This window comes from Nesterenkonia sp. AY15 (assembly GCF_022565855.1).
GTDB lineage: Bacteria > Actinomycetota > Actinomycetes > Actinomycetales > Micrococcaceae > Nesterenkonia.
On record NZ_JAJOYV010000003.1, the window covers coordinates 257,602 to 282,148 of the forward strand.

Annotated in this window: 23 protein-coding genes; 12 read left to right on the plus strand and 11 right to left on the minus strand. The window is 67.4% G+C overall.

Going from position 1 to position 24,547, the window contains the following annotated elements:
- Window positions 1-46: 46 nt before the first annotated feature.
- The 5 genes from LSI54_RS06795 to ectA form a co-directional block, all read right to left on the minus strand.
- Complete coding sequence (locus LSI54_RS06795; RefSeq protein ID WP_241465604.1) at window positions 47-217, minus strand: hypothetical protein; 171 nt, start codon at window positions 215-217, stop codon at window positions 47-49.
- Window positions 218-325: 108 nt separating this feature from the next.
- Window positions 326-1,474, minus strand: coding sequence for an ABC transporter ATP-binding protein (locus LSI54_RS06800; protein WP_241478004.1), 1,149 nt, complete (start codon window positions 1,472-1,474; stop codon window positions 326-328).
- A 296-nt stretch (window positions 1,475-1,770) separates the two neighbouring features.
- Window positions 1,771-2,169 carry an ectoine synthase gene (locus tag LSI54_RS06805; protein ID WP_241465602.1) on the minus strand — a complete coding sequence of 133 codons (399 nt, stop codon included), beginning with the start codon at window positions 2,167-2,169 and terminating at the stop codon, window positions 1,771-1,773.
- A 45-nt stretch (window positions 2,170-2,214) separates the two neighbouring features.
- The gene (gene ectB, locus LSI54_RS06810) at window positions 2,215-3,501 is read right to left on the minus strand and encodes a diaminobutyrate--2-oxoglutarate transaminase (RefSeq protein WP_241465601.1); all 1,287 of its coding nucleotides are present in this window, start codon (window positions 3,499-3,501) and stop codon (window positions 2,215-2,217) included.
- A 119-nt stretch (window positions 3,502-3,620) separates the two neighbouring features.
- On the minus strand, window positions 3,621-4,166 hold the full coding sequence (gene ectA / locus LSI54_RS06815) for a diaminobutyrate acetyltransferase (RefSeq protein WP_241478005.1): 546 nt from the start codon (window positions 4,164-4,166) through the stop codon (window positions 3,621-3,623).
- 287 nt (window positions 4,167-4,453) lie between these two features.
- Here ectA and LSI54_RS06820 point away from each other — a divergent pair, with 287 nt between their 5' ends.
- Both LSI54_RS06820 and LSI54_RS06825 read left to right on the plus strand, forming a co-directional pair.
- Entirely contained in the window at window positions 4,454-5,851 is a 1,398-nt protein-coding gene (locus tag LSI54_RS06820; RefSeq protein ID WP_241478006.1) for a uracil-xanthine permease family protein, read from the plus strand.
- Window positions 5,852-5,969: 118 nt separating this feature from the next.
- Window positions 5,970-6,170, plus strand: coding sequence for a CsbD family protein (locus tag LSI54_RS06825; protein WP_241465598.1), 201 nt, complete (start codon window positions 5,970-5,972; stop codon window positions 6,168-6,170).
- A 135-nt stretch (window positions 6,171-6,305) separates the two neighbouring features.
- On the opposite strand, the gene LSI54_RS06830 is transcribed toward LSI54_RS06825, so the two are convergent.
- Window positions 6,306-7,832, minus strand: a complete 1,527-nt coding sequence (locus LSI54_RS06830) for an amidase (RefSeq protein ID WP_241478007.1) — start codon at window positions 7,830-7,832, stop codon at window positions 6,306-6,308.
- Window positions 7,833-7,919: 87 nt separating this feature from the next.
- Between LSI54_RS06830 and LSI54_RS06835 the strand changes: the two genes are divergently transcribed.
- Together LSI54_RS06835 and pheA are read left to right on the plus strand one after the other, a co-directional pair.
- Window positions 7,920-8,249, plus strand: a complete 330-nt coding sequence (locus tag LSI54_RS06835; protein ID WP_241465596.1) for a rhodanese-like domain-containing protein — start codon at window positions 7,920-7,922, stop codon at window positions 8,247-8,249.
- Window positions 8,246-9,208, plus strand: coding sequence for a prephenate dehydratase (gene pheA / locus LSI54_RS06840; RefSeq protein ID WP_241478008.1), 963 nt, complete (start codon window positions 8,246-8,248; stop codon window positions 9,206-9,208). The genes LSI54_RS06835 and pheA overlap by 4 nt, the downstream gene beginning before the upstream one ends.
- Before the next feature lie 42 nt (window positions 9,209-9,250).
- On the opposite strand, the gene LSI54_RS06845 is transcribed toward pheA, so the two are convergent.
- Window positions 9,251-10,459 (minus strand): diacylglycerol/lipid kinase family protein, encoded by a 1,209-nt coding sequence (locus LSI54_RS06845; protein WP_241478009.1) that lies wholly within the window; start codon window positions 10,457-10,459, stop codon window positions 9,251-9,253.
- Window positions 10,460-10,583: 124 nt separating this feature from the next.
- Here LSI54_RS06845 and serS point away from each other — a divergent pair, with 124 nt between their 5' ends.
- A complete protein-coding gene (gene serS, locus LSI54_RS06850) occupies window positions 10,584-11,873 on the plus strand; it encodes a serine--tRNA ligase (RefSeq protein ID WP_241478010.1) in 1,290 nt (429 codons plus the stop codon).
- Between the two features lie 115 nt (window positions 11,874-11,988).
- On the plus strand, window positions 11,989-12,492 hold the full coding sequence (locus LSI54_RS06855) for a Dps family protein (RefSeq protein ID WP_241465592.1): 504 nt from the start codon (window positions 11,989-11,991) through the stop codon (window positions 12,490-12,492).
- 308 nt (window positions 12,493-12,800) lie between these two features.
- Here LSI54_RS06855 and xylB read toward each other — a convergent pair whose 3' ends face one another.
- Together xylB and xylA are read right to left on the minus strand one after the other, a co-directional pair.
- Window positions 12,801-14,246: a xylulokinase gene (xylB, locus tag LSI54_RS06860; RefSeq protein WP_241478011.1), complete on the minus strand. Its 1,446-nt coding sequence runs from the start codon at window positions 14,244-14,246 to the stop codon at window positions 12,801-12,803.
- Between the two features lie 203 nt (window positions 14,247-14,449).
- Entirely contained in the window at window positions 14,450-15,631 is a 1,182-nt protein-coding gene (xylA, locus tag LSI54_RS06865; protein WP_241465586.1) for a xylose isomerase, read from the minus strand.
- Between the two features lie 114 nt (window positions 15,632-15,745).
- On the opposite strand from xylA, the gene LSI54_RS06870 reads away from it, so the two are divergent.
- Complete coding sequence (locus LSI54_RS06870) at window positions 15,746-17,125, plus strand: ROK family protein (RefSeq protein WP_241478012.1); 1,380 nt, start codon at window positions 15,746-15,748, stop codon at window positions 17,123-17,125.
- A 90-nt stretch (window positions 17,126-17,215) separates the two neighbouring features.
- On the opposite strand, the gene LSI54_RS06875 is transcribed toward LSI54_RS06870, so the two are convergent.
- Window positions 17,216-18,559, minus strand: coding sequence for an aldose epimerase family protein (locus LSI54_RS06875; RefSeq protein WP_241478013.1), 1,344 nt, complete (start codon window positions 18,557-18,559; stop codon window positions 17,216-17,218).
- 329 nt (window positions 18,560-18,888) lie between these two features.
- Here LSI54_RS06875 and LSI54_RS06880 point away from each other — a divergent pair, with 329 nt between their 5' ends.
- Complete coding sequence (locus LSI54_RS06880; protein ID WP_241465780.1) at window positions 18,889-19,677, plus strand: HAD family hydrolase; 789 nt, start codon at window positions 18,889-18,891, stop codon at window positions 19,675-19,677.
- A 149-nt stretch (window positions 19,678-19,826) separates the two neighbouring features.
- On the opposite strand, the gene LSI54_RS06885 is transcribed toward LSI54_RS06880, so the two are convergent.
- On the minus strand, window positions 19,827-21,542 hold the full coding sequence (locus LSI54_RS06885) for a carbon starvation CstA family protein (protein ID WP_241465583.1): 1,716 nt from the start codon (window positions 21,540-21,542) through the stop codon (window positions 19,827-19,829).
- Between the two features lie 135 nt (window positions 21,543-21,677).
- Here LSI54_RS06885 and LSI54_RS06890 point away from each other — a divergent pair, with 135 nt between their 5' ends.
- The 4 genes from LSI54_RS06890 (at window position 21,678) to LSI54_RS06905 (ending at window position 24,519) form a co-directional block, all read left to right on the plus strand.
- Window positions 21,678-22,403: a GNAT family N-acetyltransferase gene (locus LSI54_RS06890; RefSeq protein WP_241478015.1), complete on the plus strand. Its 726-nt coding sequence runs from the start codon at window positions 21,678-21,680 to the stop codon at window positions 22,401-22,403.
- Entirely contained in the window at window positions 22,396-23,685 is a 1,290-nt protein-coding gene (locus tag LSI54_RS06895) for a DNA glycosylase AlkZ-like family protein (RefSeq protein ID WP_241478016.1), read from the plus strand. Before LSI54_RS06890 ends, LSI54_RS06895 begins: the two co-directional genes overlap by 8 nt.
- A gap of 119 nt (window positions 23,686-23,804) precedes the next feature.
- Window positions 23,805-24,284 (plus strand): inorganic diphosphatase, encoded by a 480-nt coding sequence (locus tag LSI54_RS06900; RefSeq protein WP_241465779.1) that lies wholly within the window; start codon window positions 23,805-23,807, stop codon window positions 24,282-24,284.
- Window positions 24,285-24,381: 97 nt separating this feature from the next.
- Window positions 24,382-24,519, plus strand: coding sequence for a hypothetical protein (locus tag LSI54_RS06905; RefSeq protein WP_241470870.1), 138 nt, complete (start codon window positions 24,382-24,384; stop codon window positions 24,517-24,519).
- Window positions 24,520-24,547 lie beyond the last annotated feature (28 nt).

A 24,547-nucleotide genomic window follows, 5' to 3' on the forward strand; every position in this document is an offset into this window, starting at 1 on the left:
GCCTTTCGATGATGATTCGTCTGTGTCGGTCGTGAACTGTCTTGCGCTAACGTCGGGTCACTGCCCTGATGATGAAGAGAATCCCCACCACCACCAGGATCGCGAGAACGATGTTGAAGAACAGGTTCAGAACGACGCCAAACAGCCAGAGGGCGATCCGTAGGAACACCAGCACCAGCACAATGGAAATGACAATAGACAGTGCTCTATTGGCCATGACCCCCACTTTACGGGGTTTTACCTGTGCAGTTGCTGGGTACCGGGGTCTCTGCCCGGGTCAGGGCAACACGTAAGCCGTCTTGACCTGGGGTGATATCTGCGGCTGTCAGTCTTCGGCGTCGGCCAGTGCTTCCACGTCGGAGAGCGAGGCGTGGGGGGTGTGCTCCGGGACATAGCCGTTGAGGCGCAGCCCGTTCTCGATGTCGAACAGGTGTACATGGTTCGGGTTCGGCTTGATCGTGACCCGCTCTCCGCGCATGGGAGGACGGCGGCCGTCGACCCGGACGATGAAGGGCTGGAAGGTGTTGATGCCGTCGGGGGTGCCGAAGATGTAGGCGTCGGCGCCGAGCTCCTCGACCAGGTCCACGGTCATCGGCAGACCGCTCCCGTCGGAGGTGAGCTCCATGTCCTCGGGCCGAACGCCCAGGATGACCTGGTCGCCGTGGGCCTTGTCCAGGTGGCCGTCAGGGATCGGGATGACGTCCTGGCCCACGACGATGCCCTGCCCCTGGACCTTGACCTGGAACAGGTTCATCGCGGGGGACCCGATGAAGCCGGCGACGAACACATTGGCGGGGTTGTCGTAGAGGTTGCGCGGGGAGTCGACCTGCTGGAGCACGCCGTCCTTGAGCACGCAGACGCGGTCGCCCATGGTCATGGCCTCGACCTGGTCGTGGGTGACGTAGACGGTGGTGGTCTGCAGCTCGCGGGTCAGCGCGGCGATCTGGGTGCGGGTCTGGACACGCAGCTTGGCGTCCAGGTTCGAGAGCGGCTCATCCATCAGGAAGACCTTGGGGGAGCGCACGATCGCGCGGCCCATGGCCACACGCTGACGCTGACCGCCCGAGAGCGCCTTGGGCTTGCGCTCCAGGTAGGGGACCAGGTCCAGGATCTCGGCGGCCTTCTTGACCCGCTCGGCCCGCTCCTCCTTGGAGACGCCGGCGATCTTCAGCGCGAAGCCCATGTTCTCGGCCACGGACATGTGCGGGTAGAGGGCGTAGTTCTGGAAGACCATCGCGATGTCGCGGTCCTTCGGGGAGACGTGGGAGACGTCCTCGCCGCCGATCATGATGGCTCCCTCGTTGACCTCTTCGAGGCCGGCGAGCATTCGCAGTGCAGTGGACTTGCCGCAGCCGGAGGGTCCTACCAGGACCAGGAACTCGCCGTCGGCGATCTCGAGCTGAAGCTGATTGATGGCCGGTCGCGCGCCGGGGGTGTAGATCCGGCTGGCGGAGGCATAGGTCACAGAAGCCATTGTGATATGTCCCTTTCACGGGCAGGTACGTGCCCGACGATCCGTTGTGAAGGTGATTGTGGTGACACGCGGCTCACGTGTGATGGGCCACATCTCCTGTGCATCACATCACAGCGGCAGGCAGAAGTCCAAGACCGCCTCTTCGCAGTGCGGACCTCCGCCGGACCCCGGCATATCGACCCACAGACACGACGACGGCGCCCGTCCGCCTCGCGCACGGTGTGATCCGTGGTGAGGTGAGCAGGCGCCGTCGCGCGCTGTGGCTGAGCTGAGCAGAAGGTCAGCTGTTGCGCAGATCAGGCGTTGTCGTCCTCGAGGATCAGCGGATAGACGCCGTTCTCGTCATGGACTTCGCGGCCGGTGACCGGGGGGTTGAAGACGCAGACCACGCGGATCTCCTCCTCCACCTCCACGCGGTGCTTCTCCTGGCCGTCGAGCATGTAGAGGAAGCCATCGGTGATGGTGTACTTCTCTCCGGTCTCCAGATCGGTCAACGTGCCCTTGCCGCCCACGCAGTACACGGCTTCCACGTGGTTGGCATACCAGAACTCATTGGTGGTGCCGGCGTAGAGGGTGGTCTCATGCAGCGAGAAGCCGACCTTCTCCTTCGCCAGCACCATGCGCCGGGAACGCCAGTTCTCCTGCTGGATGTCACGGTCGGTGCCGTTGAGGGCGTTGATGTTCAAGGTGTACACGCAGATCTCCGATCAGTGGCTGCTCTATTGCGGGGACGAAGGGTTCTACCGGGGTGCTCGCAGGCGGGAGGGCTCTCCGAGGTTCCCGGTGGCCGCGAGGAGTGACTCCTCGATGATGCCCAGGCCCTTCTGCAGATCTTCGGACTCGATGTTCAACGCGGGCATCAGCTTGATGACCTCATCCTGCGGTCCGGAGGTCTCCACCAGCAGATTACGCTTATACGCCTCGGCAGCGACCTTGCCGGCCGTGTCGGGGTTCGGGAAGTGGATGCCGGTGAGGAAACCGCGGCCGCGGATCGAGGAGCCGGGAACGTGTTCTGCGATCCGCTTCAGTCCCTCGTTGAGCTCGGTGATGCGCTCCGCGAGCTGGTTCTGGAAGGTGTCATCGGCCCAGAAGAGCTCGAGTGCCCGTGCGGCGGTGACGAAGGCGAGGTTGTTGCCGCGGAAGGTGCCGTTGTGCTCGCCGCCCTCCCAGACATCAAGCTCGGGCTTGAACAGGGTCAGCGCCATGGCCAGGCCGTAACCCGAGATCGACTTGGAGACGCAGACGATGTCCGGGTAGAGGCCGGCTTCCTCGAAGGAGAAGAAGCGGCCGGTGCGTCCACAGCCTGCCTGGACGTCATCGACGATGAGCAGGATCTTGTGCCGGCGCAGCAGATCGGCCAGTGACTTGAGCCAGTCGATCCGGGCCGCGTTGAGGCCGCCCTCGCCCTGGACGGTCTCAACGATCACCGCGGCGGGCTTGTCCACGCCGGAGCCGGAATCCTCGAGGATCTTCTCCAGCCACAGGAAGTCAGGCATGTCGCCGTCGAAGTAGTCGTCATAGGGGATCTTCGAGGAGTTCGTCAGCGGGATGCCGGCACCGCGGCGCTTCATCGAGTTGCCGGTCACCGAGAGCGCACCCAGGGTCATTCCATGGAAGGCGTTGGTGAAGGAGAGGATGTGCTGGCGGCCGGTGACCTTGCGGGCGAGCTTCAGCGCAGCCTCGACCGTGTTGGTGCCGGTGGGACCGGGGAACATGACCTTGTAGTCCATGTTGCGCGGTTCCAGGATGATCCGTTCGAAGGTCTCCAGGAAGCGGCGCTTGGCCGGGGTCTTCATGTCCATGGAGTGGGTGACGCCGTCGTTGGCGACGTAGTCCACGATCAGATCGCGCAGCTCGGGGTGGTTGTGCCCGTAGTTCAGGGCGCCGGCTCCGGAGAAGAAGTCCAGGTAGCGGGTGCCGTCCTCGGTCCACTGGTAGGGGCCGGAGGCCTTGGCGAAGGTGGCGGGCCAGTTCATGCAGTAGCTGCGGACCTGGGATTCGCGTGTGTCAAAGATATCTGTAGGCATGGTGCTCATCTGTCCTTACGTTCCGGGGAAGTCGGGGTGGATATTCACTCAGCGCGACGGCGTGGCCGGCTTGGGCTGCGCAGCGAAGCGGGTGCACTCATCGGTGTGTGCGTGACCGGTCAGCTCAGTGGGGCCACGGTGTAGAGGTCCTCGGCGGCATGTACTTCTCCAGACTCGTCGGCTGAGGGGAAGACTGCTTCGGAGAACAATGCCGTGGTGGTGATCTCGGCGTTCTTGTCTCGCGCAAGACCGGTGAACAGCGCGATCGAGGCCGCGTTGTCGGAGGTGATGGTCGTCTCCAGCCGGTGCGGAGCGACCGAGACTACGAGGGTGCCGAGCATCCGGGAGGCCAGTCGGCGTCCGCGGAAGCGGGAGTCGACGGCGACCTGCCAGATGAACAGGGTCTCTGGGTCGCTGGGGCGGCGGTATCCGGAGATGAATCCCGCGGGCTCTCCATCGACCTCGGCGATCACCGAGGTCTCGGCGAAGTCCCGCGCCCACAAGATGTAGGCGTAGGGGGTGTTCACATCCAGTACGCCGGTTCCGGCAGCGAGCCTCCACAGGGAGGTGCCGTCGGCCACGGTGGGCGTGCGGATCTCAACTCGCTCCGAGCCCGTGGAGGCATCGGCGGAGTTCTGGGCAGGGGTGTCTGCGGTATTAGCCATCGATCTCCACAGTAGTGAGCCAACATTGAGATTCAACCGAGAACTCCGCGAATACCGGGTGAAATCGCGGTTCAGAGTGCCCAGAAAAGTTTAGTCCCAGAGTTATGCGTAGCGTTGGATGCCATGTATGGCAAGGGCAGGAGCAGATCGGCCACTTCTTCGCAACGAAATACGACGAATGTAATCATTATGTGATTAATTTTAAGATTGCCTAAAGTTGAGGACGTGATGGGTCCCATGCTCAGCGCCTGGTGTGACGGTGCTCAGGTGAAGCTAAGGTTGCTGTGATGACTACGCAGAAGAAGAGCCGCCTCCCAGGTTTCGGATGGACGCTCCACGGTGACGGCAAGACGGTTCGACCCGGTGCGGTGGTGACCCCTGACGAGCGGCTGGGCTGGCTGCAGACCACCGGCGTGGGCATGCAGCATGTGGTGGCGATGTTCGGAGCCACCTTCCTGGTGCCGCTGATCACCGGCTTCCCGCCGTCGACCACGCTGTTCTTCTCCGGGGTCGGTACCGTGCTGTTCCTGATCATCACGGCCGGTCGCATCCCCAGCTACCTCGGCTCCTCCTTCGCCTTCCTCGCTCCGGTCGGCGCCGCCACCGCGCAGTATGGGATGTCGGGTGCGCTCGGCGGGATCTTCCTGGCCGGGCTCGGACTGGTGGTGGTCGGCCTCATCGTCCACTTCGCCGGCAGCCACTGGATCCAGCGAGTGATGCCCCCGGTGGTCACCGGCGCGATCGTGGCGCTGATCGGGCTGAATCTCGCCCCGGCTGCCTGGAACAACGTCAACGAGGCCCCGGTCACCGCCACGATCACGATCGTGTCCATGCTGCTGGCCGGAGTGCTCTTCCGCGGTCTTCTCGGGCGGCTCTCCATCCTGGTCGGCGTGGTCGTCGGCTACGTCGTGGCCGTGCTGCGCGGCGAGGTGGACTTCTCCGGCATCGGCTCCGCCGGCTGGTTCGGACTGCCCGAGTTCACCACCCCGACCTTCCACATCGGCGTGCTGGGCCTGTTCATCCCGGTGGTGCTGGTGCTGGTGGCCGAGAACGTCGGGCACGTGAAGTCGGTGGCCCTGATGACCAAGCGGGACCTCGATCCGGTCACCGGGCGCGCGCTGATGGCCGACGGTGCTGCGACCATGCTGGCCGGCACCGGCGGCGGCTCCGGCACCACGACCTACGCCGAGAACATCGGCGTGATGGCCTCCTCGCGGGTCTACTCCACCGCCGCCTACTGGGTGGCCGGTCTCTTCGCGATCGCGCTGGCCCTGCTGCCGAAGTTCGGCGCCCTCATCGCCACTGTGCCGGTCGGTGTGCTCGGCGGTGCCGGCACCGTTCTCTACGGCATGATCGGGGTGCTCGGGGTGCGCATCTGGGTGCAGAACCGTGTTGACTTCGCCAACCCGATCAACCTCGCCGTCGCAGGCGTGCCGCTGATCATCGCGATCGCAAACTTCACCATGGTCTTCGGCGAGATCGTCTTCGAGGGCATCGCCCTGGGCAGCTTCGCGGCCCTGGCGATCCACCACGTGATGAGCGCGATCGCCCGCTGGCGCGGCACTGACGTCGGCTTCGCCACGGACGACGACGACGCCCTGGCCACCCCTTTCAATGCCGATGACCTGGCCGCCCAGGAAGCGGAGCACGTGCCCGCGGCTGAGCCGGATCGCCGCAAGCCATAGGTTGCGGTGCGGCATCGGTTCACTGGGAGTTCCCTGGAAAATGCCTAATCAGGGTGACAGTGCCCAGTGGGGTCGGTAGCGTGACAAGAGAATTGTCCGCCGACGAAAGGAATCACCTATGGGACTCGATGACAAGGCCAGCAACAAGACCGAAAAAGCCACCGGCTCCGCCAAAGAAGGCTTCGGCAAACTGACCGGCGATCGCGAGGCCGAGGCGGAGGGCAAGGGCCAGAAGAACCAGGCGAAGGCGAAAGACGTCGCTCAGGACGCGAAGGACAGCGTCAAGGGCTTTGCCGAAGGTCTGAAGAAGGACAACTGAATCTGACCTCTCTGAGGCTCCGCTCACCGCGGAGCGCAGGTGAGAGATTCCCGGCGCCGGGTTCGAGAAATCGGACCCGGCGTTGTTGTGTGTTCTGCCGTTCTCCGGCAGACCCTGGGCGCAGCTCCTGGCCGCTCAGGCCTGCGTCATGGTGGCGGCCAGAGCGAGCAGCTGCTCCTCTGACCCGGTGCGTCCGATCAGCTGGATCGACCAGCTCAGACCCTCGGCGTCGGTATGGGTCGGGACATTGATCGCCGGCAGGCCCATCACGTTGACCACCGAGCTGTAGGGAGTGAAGCGGCACTGTTCCCGGTAGTTCTCCTCGGGGGTCAGGCTCGCGAACCACCCGATCTCCGGCGGGGCGTAGGCCAGCATCGGTGTGGCCAGGACATCCCAGGGGCCCATGAAGGCCTCGGAGTCGTCCGCGAAGTCCTCCAGCGCGGCGATCGACTCGCGGGTCTGCTGTTCGGGGCGGCTCTTCGCGAGTTCGATGAAATAACGGGTCAGCGGGGCCATGGCGGCGAGCTGCTCGGCGGGCGGATCCAGTTCGCCGAGCGGGGTGGTCCACAGCGCCTGGAAATGCCGGTGGTAATCGGGGGGCCAGAACGCCTCCGCACCGGTGCAGTGGCTGCTGCCCTGCAGGATGTGACCGCGCTGCTCCAGCAGCGAGAGCCCCTGTTCCAGGGCCAGGACTGCCGATTCGGCCAGGACGATGTCCAGCTCCGGGGAGAACGGCGATTCCGTGATCACCCCGATGCTCAGCCGGTCCATCCCCTGGTGCAGCGCCTGCCGCACCCGGCGCAGCGCGGGCCCTGCCGGAAGGTCTTCGGGGGCAGGACCTGGGCGAAAACGGTGACCGGCCATCACGTCGAAGAGCAGGGCGGCGTCCTCCGCGGTGCGGGCGATCGGTCCAGCCACCGCCAGGTTGCGCACACTGCTGCGCCTTTCGTCATCGGGGAGCCGTCCACGCCCTGGCTTCAGCCCGATCAGACCGCAGGCCGCCGCCGGGATGCGCACCGAGCCGCCGCCGTCGCTGCCGGGCGCCAGCGGAAGCATGCCTGCCGCCACGGCGGCGGCTCCACCTCCGGTGGATCCTCCCGCGGTGCGCTCCGGCGCCAGGGGATTCCGGGCCGCTGGTGCGAGTTCGTTCTCCGAGTAGCAGGGCAGCCCGAACTCGGGGACCTGCGTCTTGCCGATGCTGATCATCCCCGACATGTGGACGCGGCGTGCGAGCGGGTCGTCGTGGGCCGGGATGCTGGCGGCAAGTGCGGCCGTGCCGCGGGTGGTGGGCATTCCCGCCACGTCGACCAGATCTTTGAAGGCGGTGGGCAATCCCAGCAGCGGCGCGCGCGCTGCGAGTTCCTGCATGGCGGCGCTTCGTGCGGCACCGGTGCGGGAATCGAGCACGGCGCGGCGGACCTGGTCGATCTCAGCCGCTCGCAGCAGAGCCGACTCGGGGTCGAGGTGGATGAAGGCGCCGAGCTCGGCCTGGGCCGTGGCGGCGGTGACCGCGGTGGTGGTCAGCTCCACCGCAGAGATCTCACCGGCGACGAAGTCGTGGCGCCACTGCACGGCGCTGGCGGCGCGAAAGTCGACCAGCGGAGACGATTGGCTTGTGGAGGGTGCCGGGGCGAGTGGGGCAGGATCAGCGGGATGCACCATGGGCTCACTCTATGCGGACTGAACTGGGCAGGCGATAGTCTTGACAGCGCACCAGACCTGTTTGTTCCGCTCTGAAGGAGGCCGCAGATGGCAGATTTCGAGACCGTCCGCGCCGCAGACGTCCCCGCCGACGCCGCCCTGCTGGATGTGCGGGAGGGCTACGAGTTCGCCGAGGGGCACGCCCCGGGTGCTCTGCACATTCCAGTCGACGAGATCCCCGGACGGTTCGAGGCTGAGCTCGATCCGGACGAGGACTACTACGTCATCTGCCGCACCGGTGGTCGCTCGGTGCGGATCACCGCCTGGCTGACCTCTCAGGGCTACTCCGCAGTCTTCGTCGCCGATGGCATGGGCGGTTGGCTCGAGGCCGGGCGTCCGATGAGGTCCTCCACCGGGGAAGCGCCCAAGGTCCGATGAATACCTCTACGAACCCCTCTGCGCAGTCTCAGTCCAGTGCTCCGAGGTACTCCTTCCTCGGGCCCGCCGGCACCTTCACCGAGGCCGCGCTGCTGCAGGTGCCCGGCTCGGACCACGCCGCGCGAGTGCCGGCCGGCTCGGTGCTGAACGCGCTGAACATGGTTGAATCCGGCGAGGTCGACGCCGCCATGGTCCCGATCGAGAATTCAGTGGAGGGTGGGGTCACTGCGACCCTGGATGCCATCTCGGTGAGGCATCAGCTGCACATCCTGCGCGAGGAGCTGGTGAAGATCAGCTTCGTGCTGGCCTCCGCGGCCCCGCTGCCCCTGGAGCAGATCCGCACCGTGGCCACCCACACCCATGGGTGGGCCCAGGTGCGCCGCTGGGCCGAGTCCGCAATCCCGGGTGCGGAGTTCGTCCCAGCCTCCTCCACCGCAGCGGCGGCCCGTGGGCTGCAGGCAGACGCACCCCTGGCCGACGCGGCGGTCTGTTCCCCGCTGGTGGCCGAGCAGCTCGGCCTGAACGTGCTGCAGCGCGGCATCGAAGACGTGACCGGTGCGGTGACCAGGTTCGTGCTGGTCTCCCGGCCCGGGGTCACCCCGCCGATGACCGGGGCGGACAAGACGACGATCATGATTCCGCTGCCGCAGGACCGGGCAGGAGCCCTGATGGAGCTGCTCGAGCACTTCGCGACCCGCGGGGTCAACCTCTGCCGCATCGAGTCCCGACCCACCGGCGATGGTCTGGGGCAGTATTACTTCTCCATCGACCTCGAGGGTCATATCGACGAGGCGCGCGTGGCAGATGCGCTCGCCGGGATCCACCGGATCGCCCCGGGGATCCGGTTCCTGGGCTCCTACCCCCGAGCCGATCGCAAGCCCCAGCAGACCACGGCAGAAGTCTCCGACGAAGCCTTCACCGCCGCCTCCGCGTGGATCAGCTCGCTGAGACACGCGTAAGAGAACCCGGCGCGGGCCCCGCGCTCGGCGAAGCCGGTCTGATCAGGCCCCCTGGGGCTCCTTGGTGATCCGACCCTCGGTGAGCCTCGGCTGCTCAGCATGATCGCTGGCCTGGTCCGCCTCGGAGTCTTCGTGCGCGGCCTCGATGTCTTGGATGCCCCGGACGGAGACGCCGTTGACCACCAAGGCACGCGGGCGGACCCGTGCTGAGACGCTGATGACCTCGCCCATGGCGTCGCCGTCGATCTGGAACGGCATCGGCTCGGCCATCGTGATCTTCACGCGCTTGGCCTGGCGCACGGTCATCACGGGGATGTCGGCGGCGAAGCGGGTCACGGTCTTGGCCATGATCCTCGCCCAGTCCCACGCGTGGCGGGGGGTGAAGAGCACCGCATCCATGTGTCCGTCGTCGAACTTCGCCGAGGGCACCAGCAGCATGTTGGCCTGCAGCGAGCCGCAGTTGGCGAGCAGGACCGAGCGCACCCGGTAGGCCTGTGCGGCGCCGTCGTCGATGGAGACAGAGATGGCGGAGCGGGAGCCCATGATGTGGCGCAGCCCGGCCTCGCCGTAGGCGAGCCAGCCGGCGCGCTGCTTCAGGGCGTCCCGAGTGTCTCCCATGACCTCAGCGTCGAGACCGCCACCGGCGATGACCAGCGAGTTCTCCTCGTCGGTGCGCCCGTCCGGTCGTTCAAGGCTCAGATCAAGGGTGTCCACACGGTGGCTGCGGCCGTGGATGGCCTCATCCACGCAGGCCCGGAGGTCCTGGAACGGCAGCCCGATATTGCGGGCGAAGAGATTTCCGGTGCCCAGCGGCACGATGCCCAGCGCCGTCTGGGTGCCGACGATCTCGGCGGCCACAGCGCGCACGGTGCCATCCCCTCCGGCCGCGATGACGGTGACGGCGCCGGCCTCCAGTGCCCGCCGGGTCATCTCATGGCCGGGGTCCTCCGCGCTGGATGCCATCACCAGGGGTGCTGGCATTCCCGCCCGGGAACAGGCGGAGTGGATCTGGCGCACGACGTCGTCGGCGGGGTCCTTGGTGGGGTTCACGACCACCGCCACCAGTCGCCCGGGGCCATCGGCAGTCACCGAGGGGTGAACCGCAGGCTTGCTTTCGAGCTCCTGGGTGAGTTCGGCCGTGCTCCGGCGCAGCCGGTGGTGGGCGATGCCCAGCCAGACCACGGCGACGAGCAGGATCGCAGCAAGAGCGAGCGTGGACCAGAGGAGGGCGCTGAGCGTGGCGGTAGTCATCATCTTCAGTCTACTGCGGCCGGTTCCAGGGGGAACCGGTGCTGTCCGGAGTCATCTTCACCCTTGGCGGGGGGCCGCTGATCGATGAGCTCCCCAGGGGCGCCGGTGGCGATAAGCTGGGGGCGTGATCGACATCAAGGACCTCATCGAGAATCCCGAGAAGTACCGGGCCAGCCAGCGCGCACGTCAGGCGGACGAGTCCGCAGTGGACTCGCTCATCGCCGCGCAGCAGACACGCAGCGCCGCCATCACGCGCTTCGAGACGCTGCGCGCGGAGCAGAAGTCCTTCGGCAAGAAGGTCGCACAGGCCGCCGGGGAGGAGAAGCAGCAGCTCCTCGCCGAGGTCAAGGACCTCTCGAACCAGGTGAAGGCCGCCGAGGCAGAATCCCAGAGCGCCGCGGAGCAGCTGCGCCGCCTCCAGGCAGCCTTCCCCAACCTCATCCACGAAGGGGTCCCCGCCGGCGGCGAGGAGGACTTCATCGTGCTGCGCGAAGAGGGTGCCGCCCGTGACTTCGCCGCGGAGGGCTTCACGCCCAAGGATCACCTCGAACTCGCCGAGTCCTTCGCCGCGCTGGACATGGAGCGCGGAGCCAAGGTCTCAGGGTCACGGTTCTACTTCCTCAAGGGCATCGGTGCACGCCTGGAGCTGGCCATGATGCAGATGGGCATGGACCAGGCGATCGAAGCCGGCTTCACCCCGATGATCACCCCCACCCTGGTGCGCCCGGAGACCATGGCCGGCACCGGCTTCGATGTGGAGCACGACGACGAGATCTACCGGCTCGAGCGCGACGACCTCTACCTGGTGGGCACCTCCGAGGTGGCCATCGCCGGGTATCACTCCGATGAGATCCTCGACCTCGCGAAGGGGCCGGAACGGATCGCCGGATGGTCCACCTGTTACCGCCGCGAAGCCGGCTCCCACGGCCGCGACACCCGCGGGATCCTGCGCGTGCACCAGTTCAACAAGCTGGAGATGTTCACCTTCTGCACCGCCGAGGAGTCCGCCGCCGAGCACGCCAAGCTGCTGGCCTGGGAGGAACAGATGCTGCAGAAGATGGAGCTGCCCTACCGGGTGGTCGACATCGCGGCCGGAGACCTCGGCCTCTCGGCCGCCCGCAAGTACGACTGCGAGGCGTGGGTGCCCTCGCAGCAGACCTACCGCGAGCTGACCTCTACCTCGGACTGCACCACCTTCCAGGCGCGCCGGCTCAACATCCGCGAGCGCACGCTCAAGGAAGACGGCTCCAAGGGGCCGACGACGCCGCTGGCCACGCTGAACGGGACCCTGGCCACCACGCGCTGGCTGGTGGCCATCCTGGAGAACCACCAGCAGGCCGACGGCACCGTCCGGGTCCCTGCCGCGCTGCGCCCATACCTCGGCGGCCTGGAGGTCATCGAGCCGGTGGTGTGACCGAACTCGACTGAGGATAGGCTCGTCTGCCTAGCCAGCGCTTTTCTGAATCATTAGTATCAAGAGGGTCGGCGCCGAACAGCGCCAATTGCCTCAACAGCACAAGGAGTGTCACATGACTCAGAAGTACTCCGACTACACCGCGCCAGGTCTGGCGCAGGAGAACGGTCACGAGATCGCCGGTCTGCTGCAGAACCGCCTCTACGCCCTGAACGACCTCCACCTCGTGCTCAAGCACGTGCACTGGAACGTCGTGGGCCCGAACTTCATCGCCATCCACGAGATGCTCGACCCGCAGACCGAGGTCGTCCGAGGCTTCGCCGATGAGGTGGCAGAGCGAATCGCCACCCTCGGCGGGTCCCCCTCGGGTCTCAGCGGCGAGCTGGTCACCAAGCGCAGCTGGGAGGACTACCCGCTGTTCAAGGCCGATGGTGCCTCGCACCTGGCCGAGCTGGAGAAGGTCTACGACGGCGTCATCGGCGATCACCGCGATGTGCTCAACAAGGTCGGCGAGCTCGACCCGATCACCGAGGATCTTCTCGTCGGACAGGTCAAGGAGCTCGAGCTGTTCCAGTGGTTCATCCGCTCCCACCTGGACAAGGCAGGCGCAGCCTCCTGATCGACTGAGCCTGAGCTCCCTCGAAGAGCCCCCGTCAGCGCTGAAGTGCTCCTCGGAAGAAGGAACTGGGTCTACCAGTCCGACTTCCGGGGAGCACTTCACGCAGCGTCGGGGGCTCCCCTGTGTCATCGGCATCTTCTTCTCACATCTGTCGAGACCCACGTCGAGCGTTCAGAGACCCGGCGTTGCCGAGCCGGCTGGAACAGTCAGACGCCGCGCGCGGGAGCACCCTTCCGGGCCTCCCTGGGTGCTCCCCGGCAGCTGTCAGGCGTGCGACAAACGCAGTCGGGCAGGGGTCGCCGGAGACCTCAGTGCTTCTCGGCGATGAGCCCGCGGCGGGCGGCGTAGGCCTGGCGGACCTCCGGGGTCGGGGTGGCGGTGATCGTCTGGGTCTCCACCGTGGACCAGGCTGGTGGCTTGGGCGCTCCGGAGAGCACCCAGGCGGCCTGACGGGCGGCGCCGTCGGCGACATACTCGCCGGGAGCCGGGACGCTGACCTCGCGGCCCAGGATCGCCGGGGCGATCTGCTGGACGGCCGCGGAGCGGGCAGCGCCGCCGATCAGCGTGATGGACTCCACCGGGACGCCCTGGGAGGTCATCGCCTCCAGGCCGTCGGCGAGGCCGCAGAGCAGTCCCTCCACGGCGGCGCGCGCGACGTCCTGCGGGTTCATCGAGGCCAGCGTGAGCCCGATGAAGGATCCGGTGGCGTAGGGGAGGTTCGGAGTGCGTTCCCCCTCGAGGTAGGGCACCAGGGTCAGCCCGTTGGCGCCGGGCTGTGCGGCCAGGGCCAGGTCCGCGAGCCCGGCGTGGTCCACTCCGAGCATCTTCGCGGCACCGTCGAGGACTCGCGATCCGTTGAGGGTGACCGCCAGCGGCAGAAACTCCCCGGTGGCGTCGGCGAAGCCGGTGACCATTCCGGAGGGGTCCTGGATGGGCTCCGGCGAGACCGCGGAGACCACGCCGGAGGTGCCGATGGAGAGCGCGACGTCGCCGGTGCTCATGCCCAGACCCAGGGCCGCGGCGGCGTTGTCCCCGGCGCCGGGGCCCAGCAGCAGGTGCTCCCAGCCGCGGGCTGGGTCCCCGGTGCCCACCTGCTCCCGCGGTCCGCAGACGCGCGGCAGGATGATCTCCCGGGCGGCGTCCTCGGAGATCCGCAGGGCGCGGGCCAACAGGTCATAGCGGTAGCTGCCGGCGGCGGTGTCGAAGTAGCCGGTGCCGGAGGCGTCGGAGCGATCGGTGGCGAGGTCCGCCAGCTCGGTGGAGCCCGAGAGCTTCCAGGTCAACCAGTCGTGGGGGAGTGCGACGGCGGCGACGCGGGCGGCGTTCTCCGGCTCCGCATCGACGAGCCAGCGCAGCTTGGTCACGGTCAGCGAGGCCACCGGCACCGAGCCGGTCATCGCTGTCCAGGCTGCGGCACCCTCGGTCCCGCCGCCGTATTCGGCGATCAGCTCGGCCGCGGCATCGGCTGAGCGCGTGTCGTTCCAGAGCAGCGCGTCCCGGATGACCTCGCCCTGGGCATCGAGGGCGACCATCCCGTGCTGCTGCCCGCCCACCGAGGCGGCGGCGACGTCGGCGAGCCCGCCGGCGGCCGCAATGGCGTCGATCAGCGCAACCCACCAGGCGGCTGGGGCGACCTCGGTGCCCTCGGGGTGCTTCGCGGAGCCGGTGCGGACCAGCTCTCCGGTGTGCGCGTCACGGATGACGACCTTGCAGGACTGGGTGGAGGAATCGATACCGGCGACCAGAGTGGGCATGCGGTGTCCTTTCGTGACGCTCGCCCGGGCAGGCTGCCGGTCAGGGTCGGCCCTTGGCGCTGGCGGGGGAGCTGGCGTGGGGATGATCTGGGGTCGTTTCTCGAGGGTCCCACAGCGGTGGCCGGCCGCTCCAGTGTCCTGATGCGACCGGCCACGCGGTGAGGCTCAGCTGTTCGGCCGAGGCCCGGCCGAACTGGTGAGGATCAGCCGATCAGGTGTTTCATGGCCAGCTGGTTGAGATTCACGAAGCCGTAGTTTCGCTCGGCTGCCTTGTCCACGTCGAACTTCTCGTAGCTGGAGGTGTCGGCGAGGAAGTCGGTGAGCGACTCGCCGGCGGCCAGGGTGGACTCGCCGAGCTCGTAGACGCCTGAGTCCTTCAACGCAGCCTGGACCTCGGGGTCCGCACGGAAGGCCTTGGACTTGTCGGCGAGCATGGTGACCATCTCGACGTTGGCCTTCGCCGAGTCCCAGATGCCCTGCACGTAATCGGTGCGGGAGGGCTTGTAGTCGAAGTGCATCCAGCCGTCGTAGCTCGGTCCGCCGCCTGGGAAGCCGTTGACCAGCAGGTCGACGGTGAAGAACGCCGAGGCCAGTTCACCGTGGCCGAAGACCAGGTCCTGGTCATACTTGATGGAGCGCTGACCGTTGAGATCGATGTGGAAGAGCTTGCCCGCCCACAGCGCCTGCGCGATGCCGTGGGTGAAGTTCAGTCCGGCCATCTGTTCGTGACCGGTCTCCGGGTTCAGCCCGACGATGTCGCCGTGCTCGAGCTGGGCGATGAAGCCAAGCGCGTGACCGATGGTCGGCAGGAAGATGTCACCGCGTGGCTCGTTGGGCTTGGGCTCCAGCGCGATGCGCAGATCGTAGCCCTTGTCCTTGATGTAGCTGGCGATGGTGTCCACGCCCTCGGCGTAGCGCTCGTGGGCGGCGAAGAGATCCTTGGAGCCGTCGTACTCGGCGCCTTCACGGCCGCCCCACATCACGAAGGTCTCGGCGCCGAACTCCGCGGCGCGGTCGACGTTGCGCAGCAGCTTGCGCAGGCCGAAGCGGCGCACCGAGCGATCGTTGGAGGTGAGTCCGCCGTCCTTGAAGACCGGGTGGGAGAAGGTGTTGGTCGTCACCATCTCGACCTTCAGGCCGACCTCGTCCGCCACCTCTTTGAACCGGGTGAAGTACTTCTCGCGCTCGGCGTCGTCGGTGCCGAAGGGGGCGACGTCGTCGTCGTGGAAGGTGACGCCGGACGCGCCGGCCTCCTTCAGCTTCGGCAGATACTCCCAGGGCTCGAACGCAGGGCGGGAGGCCGAACCGAACTGGTCCTGCGCGGTCCATCCGACGGTCCAGAGACCGAAGGAAAGCTTGTAGTCAGATGCTGGCGTCGATGCCATGGGGGCCTCCTGCAAGGAAAAGGAATGGTTCCGGGTGCACCGGGAAAGCTGTGACCCGGCACTCATTTTGTTTCTAGATGTAACCTAAATCCTATTGGGGCTAAGATCAAGTCCGTGACCCGAGACACTCCCCGCAGGACGGCAGGACCGAGCCCCAGTACGGCGTTCGGCGTGACCTCGCGCGGCTCGCTCGCCCGGCTGGGCCGCAGCTCCGGAGACGACCACGGCGACTTCTCCCGCGCCCCGCGCGGAGACGGAGCGGCCAGCGACCAGTCCTCCCGCCCCGGCGCCCGTCAAGAGACGCTGCGCGAATCCAACCTGCTGCTGCTGACCGAAGAGATCTTCTCCGCCGTCGAGCCGCTCTCCCGGGCTGACCTGGCGATGCGCACCGGCATGACCCGCTCCACCGTCTCGCGACTGGTCGATGACCTGCTCGCCGCCGGGATCATCCGCGAAGGCTCCCCGGCCGTCGGCGGGGGCTCCCGCGGCCGGCCGGCCGTGCCGCTGCACCCTGCGCGCGCGACCCTGGCCGGGCTCGGCGTGGAGATCAGCGTGGACTTCATGGCGGCCCGTGCGCTGGATCTGACCGGGGAGACCCTGGCCGAGGAGATCATCGACGGAGACTTCCGCGGCTCGGATCCAGAAGCCGTGCTGCCTCAGGCTGGTGCGATGGCGCTGCGGGTGGCCCAGCAGGCCACCGCCCGAGGCGCGCGCGTGGTGGGCACAGTCCTGGCACTGCCGGGCCTGATCGGCGCCGACGAGCATTCGCTGGTGCTGGCCCCGAACCTCGGCTGGCGCGGCGTGGACGCCGTGCCGCTGCTGGTCGGTGAGCACCGTGACGCCTTTGGTGGATTCATCCATGCCGCGAACGAGGCCAAGCTCGCTGCGCTTGCGGTGGCGCAGGAGCTGGCCGCGGCTGATCAGCAAGAGCAGACCTTCCTCTACGTCTCCGCGCAGATGGGCATCGGGGCCGCCGTGGTCATCGAATCAGTGGTCGACGTCGGACAGCACGGCTGGGCCGGAGAGATCGGGCACATCTCGGTGGAACCGGAGGGGCCGCAGTGCGGCTGCGGAGCGCTGGGCTGCCTGGAGACCTACGCCGGGAAGCGTTCTCTGCTCGCGGCCGCCGGGATGGAGCGCACCGCCACCGCGCAGGACCTGGTGGAGCTCAGTCAGCGCGACGACGACGCCGGCCGGACCGCCTGCCAGGCCATCGACCGCGCCGGATGGGCGCTCGGCGTGGCGCTGGCCGGGGCGATGAACCTGCTCGACGTCCACGACATCGTGCTCGGCGGGGTCTACGGCCCGCTCGCGGACATGCTGCGTCCGCGCATCGAGAAGGAGCTCAACTCCCGGGTGCTCTCCGCGCAGTGGAGCACCTTCCGGGTGCGCACCGCCTCGAGCCAGTCGGCACCGGCGGCAACCGGCGGTGCGCTGCGCGCGATGCGCTGCGTGGTGGACGCGCCGCTGCAGTGGGTCCCCCAGCCCGGGTGAACCCAGCTTGCATGAACCGAGCCTGCATGACCCCGGGCAGCGTGTGCCCATGAGTGGAGCGCCGCAGCTGGGCGTCGCAGCTGAGGGGTGTCAGTCGGCTCGGATGGCTTCGATGCTGTAGCCCATGCGGAACCATTTCCCGGGCTCCAGGTGGATCAGGTCCTCACCGCTGTTGAGCGCATTCGGCGGGCAGGTCATCGGTTCGACGGCCACCCCGGCGCGATCGATCCGTTCCCCGGTGTAGACCTGGACCCAGGGCGAGTCGGCGATCATGCGCACCACGAACCCTGAGGGCCCGTGGATGAGTTCCGCGGTCCAGCCCTCCTCGGGCAGATCGGTGAAGGCGTGATCGATGTTGCGCCCGGCCAGCAGCGGGCCGTTGGTGAGGTCGAAGTCCTGAGAGACCGACTTGCGGCCGGTCACAGTGCCATCGGCCTTGGTCTTGAGCATCGTCCGGGCGGGGAGCCGCAGCCGGCATTCCCTCAGCGAGGCCCCACCAGCAGTCAGGTAGGGGTGGAAGCCGGCGCCGAAGGGCGCGGTCTGCGGGACCTGGGCGGGGGTCGCGTCGGTGCCATCGATGTCAGCATCAGGGGCGTCGGCGTCGCGGACTTCGGCTTCTGAGGCTTCGCCGTCGGGGACGTCGGTGTCGGCGACTTCGGTGTCTGTCGCGTCGGCATCGGCGACCGCGGCGTCTGGGGCCGCACTCTCCTGGTCTTCGCTGGCGGAGGCAGCCAGGTCGTGCTTGAGATCCTCGTCCTCGGCTGTTTCGCCGTCGGGGGTGTCGCTGTCTGCGGCGAGGGCGTCTGCAGCGTCGGCGTCAGGCGTATCGCTGTCGGGCTCGGCTGCACTGAGGCCTGCGCTGTCGGGCTCGTCGGCACCGGGGCTCACGTCGTCGTCGTCCCTCGCGCCTTCTGAGGCTCCAAGATCACCGGCTTCGACGCCGTCTACGGCCAGAACGCTGTCATCAGCTTCGACAAGAGGTGCCTCGGTCTCCGGGGCACCGTCCTCCAGCTGCTCAGGGCGGTAGCGCGCCATCAGTGTCGCGGCGAGGCCGACGTCGGCGGAGACCCGGTAGGTCAGGGCGATGTCCAGGCCGAAGGGGTATCCCTCCGAGCTCTCCAGCCAGCCCGCCAGCTGCACCTCGGACTCCTTTTCGGAGATCACGCGCAGCGGCAGGTCGATGAGCAGTCCGTGCAGGGCGGCACCGGTGGCCTCTTCGTTGACCGGAAGCAGGTGCTCCACCCCGTTGTAGGTGTAGCTGCCACCCTTGGTCCGATTGGGCCACGGAGCCAGCACGGCCCCGGCGAAGGAGCCGTCGGTCTTCGCGGCGGGCACGATGAGCTCGTCCTCGTGATGTGTGAGGTTGAGCAGCTGGCCGCCGAGAAGGCTGACCTCTGCCGTGTATCCGCCGCCGGTGATGGATACCGAGTTCATCGCGTCCATTTGTGGTGCCTCCTACGAAGCGTCGCAATTCTCTGCGCTTCCCTGACACTGCCCCGACCCGGCTGAAGACCAGGCGGACGGTGGCAGTGAAACGCAGAGTTACATGTATGGCAACAGTACCCAAAAGGCGATAGTCCGGCCTATTCGTGCCGAACCTCGGGGTGCGGGGGTGCAAGACTGACCCATAAGGCATAATGACCGGTTACCCCTTCCGAGCGAGTGTGATGACAATGAATACATCTGCAGTGACGACTTCTGAAGAATTCTCGATCCCGGCGGCCGGCGCAGGCGGCAGCTTCTCCCATACCCCGGGGAAGAAGATGGTCTGCCTGGACGTGGACGGCACGATCGTCTTCCACGACGGTCGGATGTCCGACGCCGTGAAGGAGGTCGGTCGCGCCCTGGTGGCCGAGGGGCACACGGTGGTGGTCTCCACCGGCCGGTCCCTGCCGGCGACGCTTCCCGTGGTCGAGACCTTCGGCATCGAACACGGCTACGCGGTGTGCAGCAACGGCGCAGTGACCGTGCGGATCGATGTGTCCCTCGAGGACGGCTACGAGGTCCTGGACCGGCGGATCTTTGACCCCGCTCCCGCGCTGGACGCGCTGGTGGAGCGGCTGCCGAATGCCCGCTACGCCATCGAGACCTCCGTCGGCGACTTCCTCTCCACCGAACGCTTCGAGGACATGTCCTTCGGCCTCGATGCCCGCGGCGTGAGCTTCCAGGAGATGAAGGAGGCTGAGGCCGTCCGGCTGGTGGTCAACTCCACCGAGTCCACCGCTGAGGACTTCGCCACCGCGGTGCAGAGCATCGGCCTGCACGGAGTCACCTATTCGGTGGGCTGGTCGGCGTGGCTCGACATCGCCGCCTCCGGAGTCAGCAAGGGGTCCTCCCTGGAGGCGCTGCGCGAACGGCTCCAGGTGCCCGCCAAGGACACCGTCGCCGTCGGTGATGGGCGCAATGACATCGAGATGCTCGGCTGGGCCGCCCGCGGCGTCGCCATGGGGCAGGCGCCCCAAGAAGTGATCGACGTCGCCGACGAGCTCACCGCCCCGGTCGAGGAAGACGGACTGGTGCCGGTTCTGCGCAGCATTCTGAAGCAGGATTGAGGCGCGGGGGCGGTCACCCCGCGCCCAATCCGCCCCAGCCGCCCCACAAACACCTCGAGTGGGCGATCTGAGTGGATTCAACGGCCGTTCCGGCCCGGAGAATCACTCAGATCGCCCACTCGATGAGGGTGGGGCTCTAGGAAGCTAGGTCAGCGCAGGGGCAGCTTCTCGTCTGCGGTGAGCGCGACGTCGTCCTCGGGCTCCTTCTCCCCGCTCCACGCCCGCTTCATAGACATGATGCACTCCACCAGGACCCAGACCGCGGCGAAGATGATGACCACGTTGATCGTCAACAGCAGCCACTCGCCGTTCTCGAGGAAGCTGAACACCTGGACCACAGCGGCGTAGGAGCTCATCACGAGCACGAACGCCATCGGGATCAGCACCGGCAGGAACGGGCGGTTCTTGCGCATCAGCATCACCACGATGATGCCCATGGTCAGCGAGGCCAGCAGCTGGTTGGTGGTGCCGAACAGCGGCCAGATCAGCATGCCGCCGGAGCCGTCGGCGCCCTGCGAGAAGGTCAGCCCGCCACCGATCACGATCACCACGATGGTCGCCGTGATGACGCCGATCCGGATCTTCGCGAGTTCGCCGATCTCCTGGACCACGAAGCGCATCAGGCGCACGCCGGTGTCCATGGTCGTCGCCGCGAAGAGCACGGCCATGGTCGCCAGAATGGTGGCCGAGAGACCCACCGGGATCCCGAGGCCCGCGTTGACGATCGCGCCGCCGCCCGCGACGAAGTTCCCGACCGGGTTGTCGTTGAAGGAGGAGTAGACCTCTTCCCACTGGGTCAGCGTCTGGAAGCCGGCGGTGGTGGCGATGATCGCACCCAGGGCCAGCAGGCCCTCGCCCACGGCTCCGAAGTATCCGACGAAGCGCGCATCGGTCTCCCGGTCCAGCTGCTTCGAGGTGGTCCCGCTGGCGACGGTGCCGTGGAAGCCGGAGATCGCGCCACAGGCGATGGTGACGAAGAGCAGCGGAATCATCGAGGGGGTGCCCTCAGGCAGGTTCGTGTTGATCGCCGGAGCCACGATGGTCGGGGTGGCGAACATCGTTGCGCCGTAGAGGATGCCCAGACCGATGAACAGCTGCACGCCGTTGATGTAGTCACGTGGCTGCAGCAGCACCCACACCGGCAGCAGCGAGGCGATGCCGGCGTAGAGGAAGAGCACGATGATCCAGACGCCGTTGGGCGCCAGGCCGAAGGTGCTCTCCGGCAGTTCGATCGGGTACGCGTTGCCCAGGATGATCAGGCTGTAGAGCGCGATGACGCCGACTGCGGTGACTGCCAGCAGGTTCCAGCGGAATCGGTAGATCGCCTGACCAACCAGCAGCGCGACGATCAGCGCGCCCCAGGTGGGTATGACCGCCCCCGGCTGGGAGACCAGCAGGTTCGAGATCACCACGGCGAAGGCTGCGACCACCATGAGCAGCAGCAGGAAGACCACGACCAGGAACAGGTTGCGGCCGCGGGCGCTGATGTAGCGACCCGAGAGCGTGCCGATCGACTGGCCACGGTTGCGCTGGGAGGCCCAGAGTGCGCCGAGGTCATGCATGCCCGCGATGAACACGGTGCCGACGGTGACCCAGATGAACGCCGGGAGCCAGCCCCAGATGACGGCGACGGCGGGGCCCACGATGGGCGCTGCGCCGGCCACCGAGGTGAAGTGGTGGCCCCAGAGCACGTAACGGTTCGTGGGGACGTAGTCCACGCCGTCGTTGAACTGATGTGCGGGCGTCTTGAACTCCGCGTTGAGCTTGTAGACCTTCTTCGCGAGGAACCGCGAATACAGGAAATAGCCGCTGAGCATCATAGCGACGCCGATCGCGGCGATGACCAGAGAGTTGACTCCGTCCATCTTGACCTCCTCATTGGGGGCGCCTGCATGAGGGCAGGCGCCGGTTACGGTGCGAATGATGTGATGGCAGACATAGTACGCAGATTGTGTGAGCGAGGACACCGCCGAGTCGTGACGCGCGACTAGGATCATCAGATGCCCCAGCCCAGCGAGCGCCCGGTGACCCCCGCACTGACCTTGGAGGAGCTCTGGCCGCCCTTCGGCCTGCGCATCGAATCCGCGCGGATTGAGCTGCGGGTCGTGCGCGAGACCGACTTTCCTGCGTATGTGGACGCCGCGACCTCGGGGGTCACCCAGACCAGCAGGAATCCGTTCCGCCATGCCAGGAACGAGCAGGAAGCTGCAGAACTTCCGAAGAGTGCGCTGCCGCGGCTGTGGTCCACTCGATCCGAGATCGGCCCAGACCAGTGGAGTCTGATGCTCGGAATCTTCCTCAAGGGTGCCGGCAGCGCCGAAGGTTGCCTGACCCAAGAGTCCGGTGAGCTCATCGGGATGCAGGACTGCCGCGCCGAGGATTGGTCCGTGCTGCGCACCATCGGATCCGGCAGCTGGCTGCGCGCCGACCGGCAGGGCCAGGGCCTGGGCACCGAGGCTCACGCCGCGATGCTGCTGTGGGCCTTCGACCACTTCGGCGCCGAATACGCCGAGTCCGGCGCCTCCACCTGGGACGAGCGCTCGCGGCGGGTCGCCGAGACGCTGGGCTACTTCACCGCGGGCACCCGTCGGGTCCCGGATGCCCACGGCGAGAAGCCCGAATGGGAGCACATGTTCCGGCTGCCGAAGAACGACCTGCTCCGCCCGCCCTGGCAGATCCAGGTCACCGGCAACGACCGACTCAGGGGCTTCTTCGGTCATGACTGAGTCAGAGGCAGGCCCAGCGCGCTCGACGCCGGCACCCCCGGCGACGACGACGCCCGCGCTGCCCGTGAGCACCGACTGGGTGCGCGCCGTCGTCACAGGTGCCCAGCACATCCCTGCCCCGGCCGGCCCCGGGTTCTACGCCAGCGCGGCGGGAGTCCTGCGCGGAATCGGGCTGATCCAGCTGGACCCGCTCACCCGGGTCTCCACCGCGCAGCGGCTCACCACGCTGACCCGGCTGCCGCGCAGCGCCCGGGCCGAGGACATCGACTCCTCGCTCTGGCCGGCGGGAGCTCCGCTGCACGGGACGCCGGTCTCCTTCGAGGCCTTCACCAAGGTCGCCTGCGTGTTCCCGATCGAGGACTGGCCGCTGCTGCAGCTGCGCCGCGAACGCGTCCGCGAGACCTACGCGCTGAGCCTCGATCCGAAGATGCGCGCGCAGATCCGCGAGGTGGTCGCCGCGGCGGAGAGCGGCGCCCAGATCGGCGCCATCGAAGCCGCGATGGGCGCCACGCGCACCACCGGCTGGAACTGGTCTGAGATCAAGCACGCCGCCGAGCTCATGGTCCGCACCGGGGAGCTGGTGATCACCGCGCGCAACGGGATCATCCGGCTCTTCGACCTGCCTGAACGCGCGCTGCCTGCACCGATCCTCGAAGCGGCACACCTCCCGAGGGATCAGCTGCGCGCCGATCTCGCCCGCCGGGCCGCCGGAACCCTCGCGGTGATGACCGCGGCCGACTTCGCCCACCATTACCACCTCTCCACCGCCGACGCCGCCCGTGGCATCGCGCTCGCCGGGCTCACCGCGCTGCAGGTCCAGGGATGGAAGGACCTCGCCTACTGCCACCCACAGCTGCTGGACCCGGTGCCCGATCGCGCCGCCCCTGAGGCAGACGCCACTCCGCAGCCCTCCCCACACACCACCTCGCCGCCCGGCACCGCACCGGCAGCCCAGTCCCGACTCATCGGCCCCTTCGACCCCTTGCTGCGAGACCGCGGTCGGGCCCGCCGGATCTTCGACTTCGACTACAGCTTCGAGGCCTACGTGCCCAAGGACAAGCGGCTCTACGGCCACTACGTCATGGCGGTGCTCTCCGGCACCGAGATGGTCGGCCGGGTGGACCTCCAGCGCGTGGGCGGGGTGCTGCAGCTCAACCGGATCTTCCCTGAACGTGGACACAGCACCCGCGCGGTCACGGCCCGGGCCCGCGCCGGGGCCGGGACGCTGGGCGCCCAGCTCGGCACCGAGGTGGAGCTCCGGGACGCCGCACGAGACCGTTGACCGGGCGCAATGTGTACGCTTGGCCGTGGAAGCGGACGCGCAGCGAGAATCCTTCACGGGCTTCCGGTGCGGCCGCACAGCAGTGCTCTTGACGCTCAACACTAGGAGAACCCGTGGCCCTGACTCACGATGTCACCATCGAAATTCCCGAAGGCTCCCGCGTGAAGTACGAGATCGACCATGAGACCCACCGTCTCCGGCTCGACCGCGTGCTCTTCACCCCCATGCAGTACCCGACCCACTACGGGTACTTCGATGACACCCTCGGTGAAGACGGTGACCCGCTGGACGCGATGGTCTGGATCCCGGGCGTGGACCTGGTCCCCGGCGTCGTCGTGGAGTCCCGCCCGGTGGGCGTGCTGAACATGACCGACGACGGCGGCGGCGACGCCAAGCTGCTCTGCGTCCCCAAGGACAAGCGCTTCGATCACATCCAGGAGCTCGAGGATGTGGATCAGTGGACGCGCCAGGAGATCGAGCACTTCTTCACCCGTTATAAGGACCTCGAGCCCGGCAAGTGGGTCAAGATCGAGGGCTGGGCCGGTCGCGAAGAGGCTGAGGCCGAGCTGACCCGCTCCATCGAGCGCTTCAAGGGCTGACCCAGCCCGACTTCCCAGCGAGTGGGCGATCTGAGCGACTTTTCCGCCGTCTTCGACGGCGATCTTCGCTCATATCGCCCACTCGCTGCGTGCGGCGGTGTTCGCGCGCTCGCGGACCCCGCCGCGTCCAAGCACCCGCTGCGCGCTGGGGCACCTGGCCTGGGCCGGACTCTTCGGCCGACGGATGCTCAGCGACAAGATACTGGACCAGATCACCGGCCGGGTGATGGGCTGAGCGTCGCCGCCATGGGCTGAGCCCGGCC

Coding starts and splice junctions, on each gene's coding strand:
- LSI54_RS06795 (WP_241465604.1), bottom strand. CDS start 217: ATGGCCAATAGAGCACTGTCTATTGTCATTTCCATTGTGCTGGTGCTG.
- LSI54_RS06800 (WP_241478004.1), bottom strand. CDS start 1,474: ATGGCTTCTGTGACCTATGCCTCCGCCAGCCGGATCTACACCCCCGGC.
- ectB (WP_241465601.1), bottom strand. CDS start 3,501: ATGCCTACAGATATCTTTGACACACGCGAATCCCAGGTCCGCAGCTAC.
- ectA (WP_241478005.1), bottom strand. CDS start 4,166: ATGGCTAATACCGCAGACACCCCTGCCCAGAACTCCGCCGATGCCTCC.
- LSI54_RS06820 (WP_241478006.1), top strand. CDS start 4,454: ATGACTACGCAGAAGAAGAGCCGCCTCCCAGGTTTCGGATGGACGCTC.
- LSI54_RS06825 (WP_241465598.1), top strand. CDS start 5,970: ATGGGACTCGATGACAAGGCCAGCAACAAGACCGAAAAAGCCACCGGC.
- LSI54_RS06830 (WP_241478007.1), bottom strand. CDS start 7,832: ATGGTGCATCCCGCTGATCCTGCCCCACTCGCCCCGGCACCCTCCACA.
- LSI54_RS06835 (WP_241465596.1), top strand. CDS start 7,920: ATGGCAGATTTCGAGACCGTCCGCGCCGCAGACGTCCCCGCCGACGCC.
- pheA (WP_241478008.1), top strand. CDS start 8,246: ATGAATACCTCTACGAACCCCTCTGCGCAGTCTCAGTCCAGTGCTCCG.
- LSI54_RS06845 (WP_241478009.1), bottom strand. CDS start 10,459: ATGACTACCGCCACGCTCAGCGCCCTCCTCTGGTCCACGCTCGCTCTT.
- LSI54_RS06855 (WP_241465592.1), top strand. CDS start 11,989: ATGACTCAGAAGTACTCCGACTACACCGCGCCAGGTCTGGCGCAGGAG.
- xylB (WP_241478011.1), bottom strand. CDS start 14,246: ATGCCCACTCTGGTCGCCGGTATCGATTCCTCCACCCAGTCCTGCAAG.
- xylA (WP_241465586.1), bottom strand. CDS start 15,631: ATGGCATCGACGCCAGCATCTGACTACAAGCTTTCCTTCGGTCTCTGG.
- LSI54_RS06875 (WP_241478013.1), bottom strand. CDS start 18,559: ATGAACTCGGTATCCATCACCGGCGGCGGATACACGGCAGAGGTCAGC.
- LSI54_RS06880 (WP_241465780.1), top strand. CDS start 18,889: ATGGTCTGCCTGGACGTGGACGGCACGATCGTCTTCCACGACGGTCGG.
- LSI54_RS06885 (WP_241465583.1), bottom strand. CDS start 21,542: ATGGACGGAGTCAACTCTCTGGTCATCGCCGCGATCGGCGTCGCTATG.
- LSI54_RS06890 (WP_241478015.1), top strand. CDS start 21,678: ATGCCCCAGCCCAGCGAGCGCCCGGTGACCCCCGCACTGACCTTGGAG.
- LSI54_RS06895 (WP_241478016.1), top strand. CDS start 22,396: ATGACTGAGTCAGAGGCAGGCCCAGCGCGCTCGACGCCGGCACCCCCG.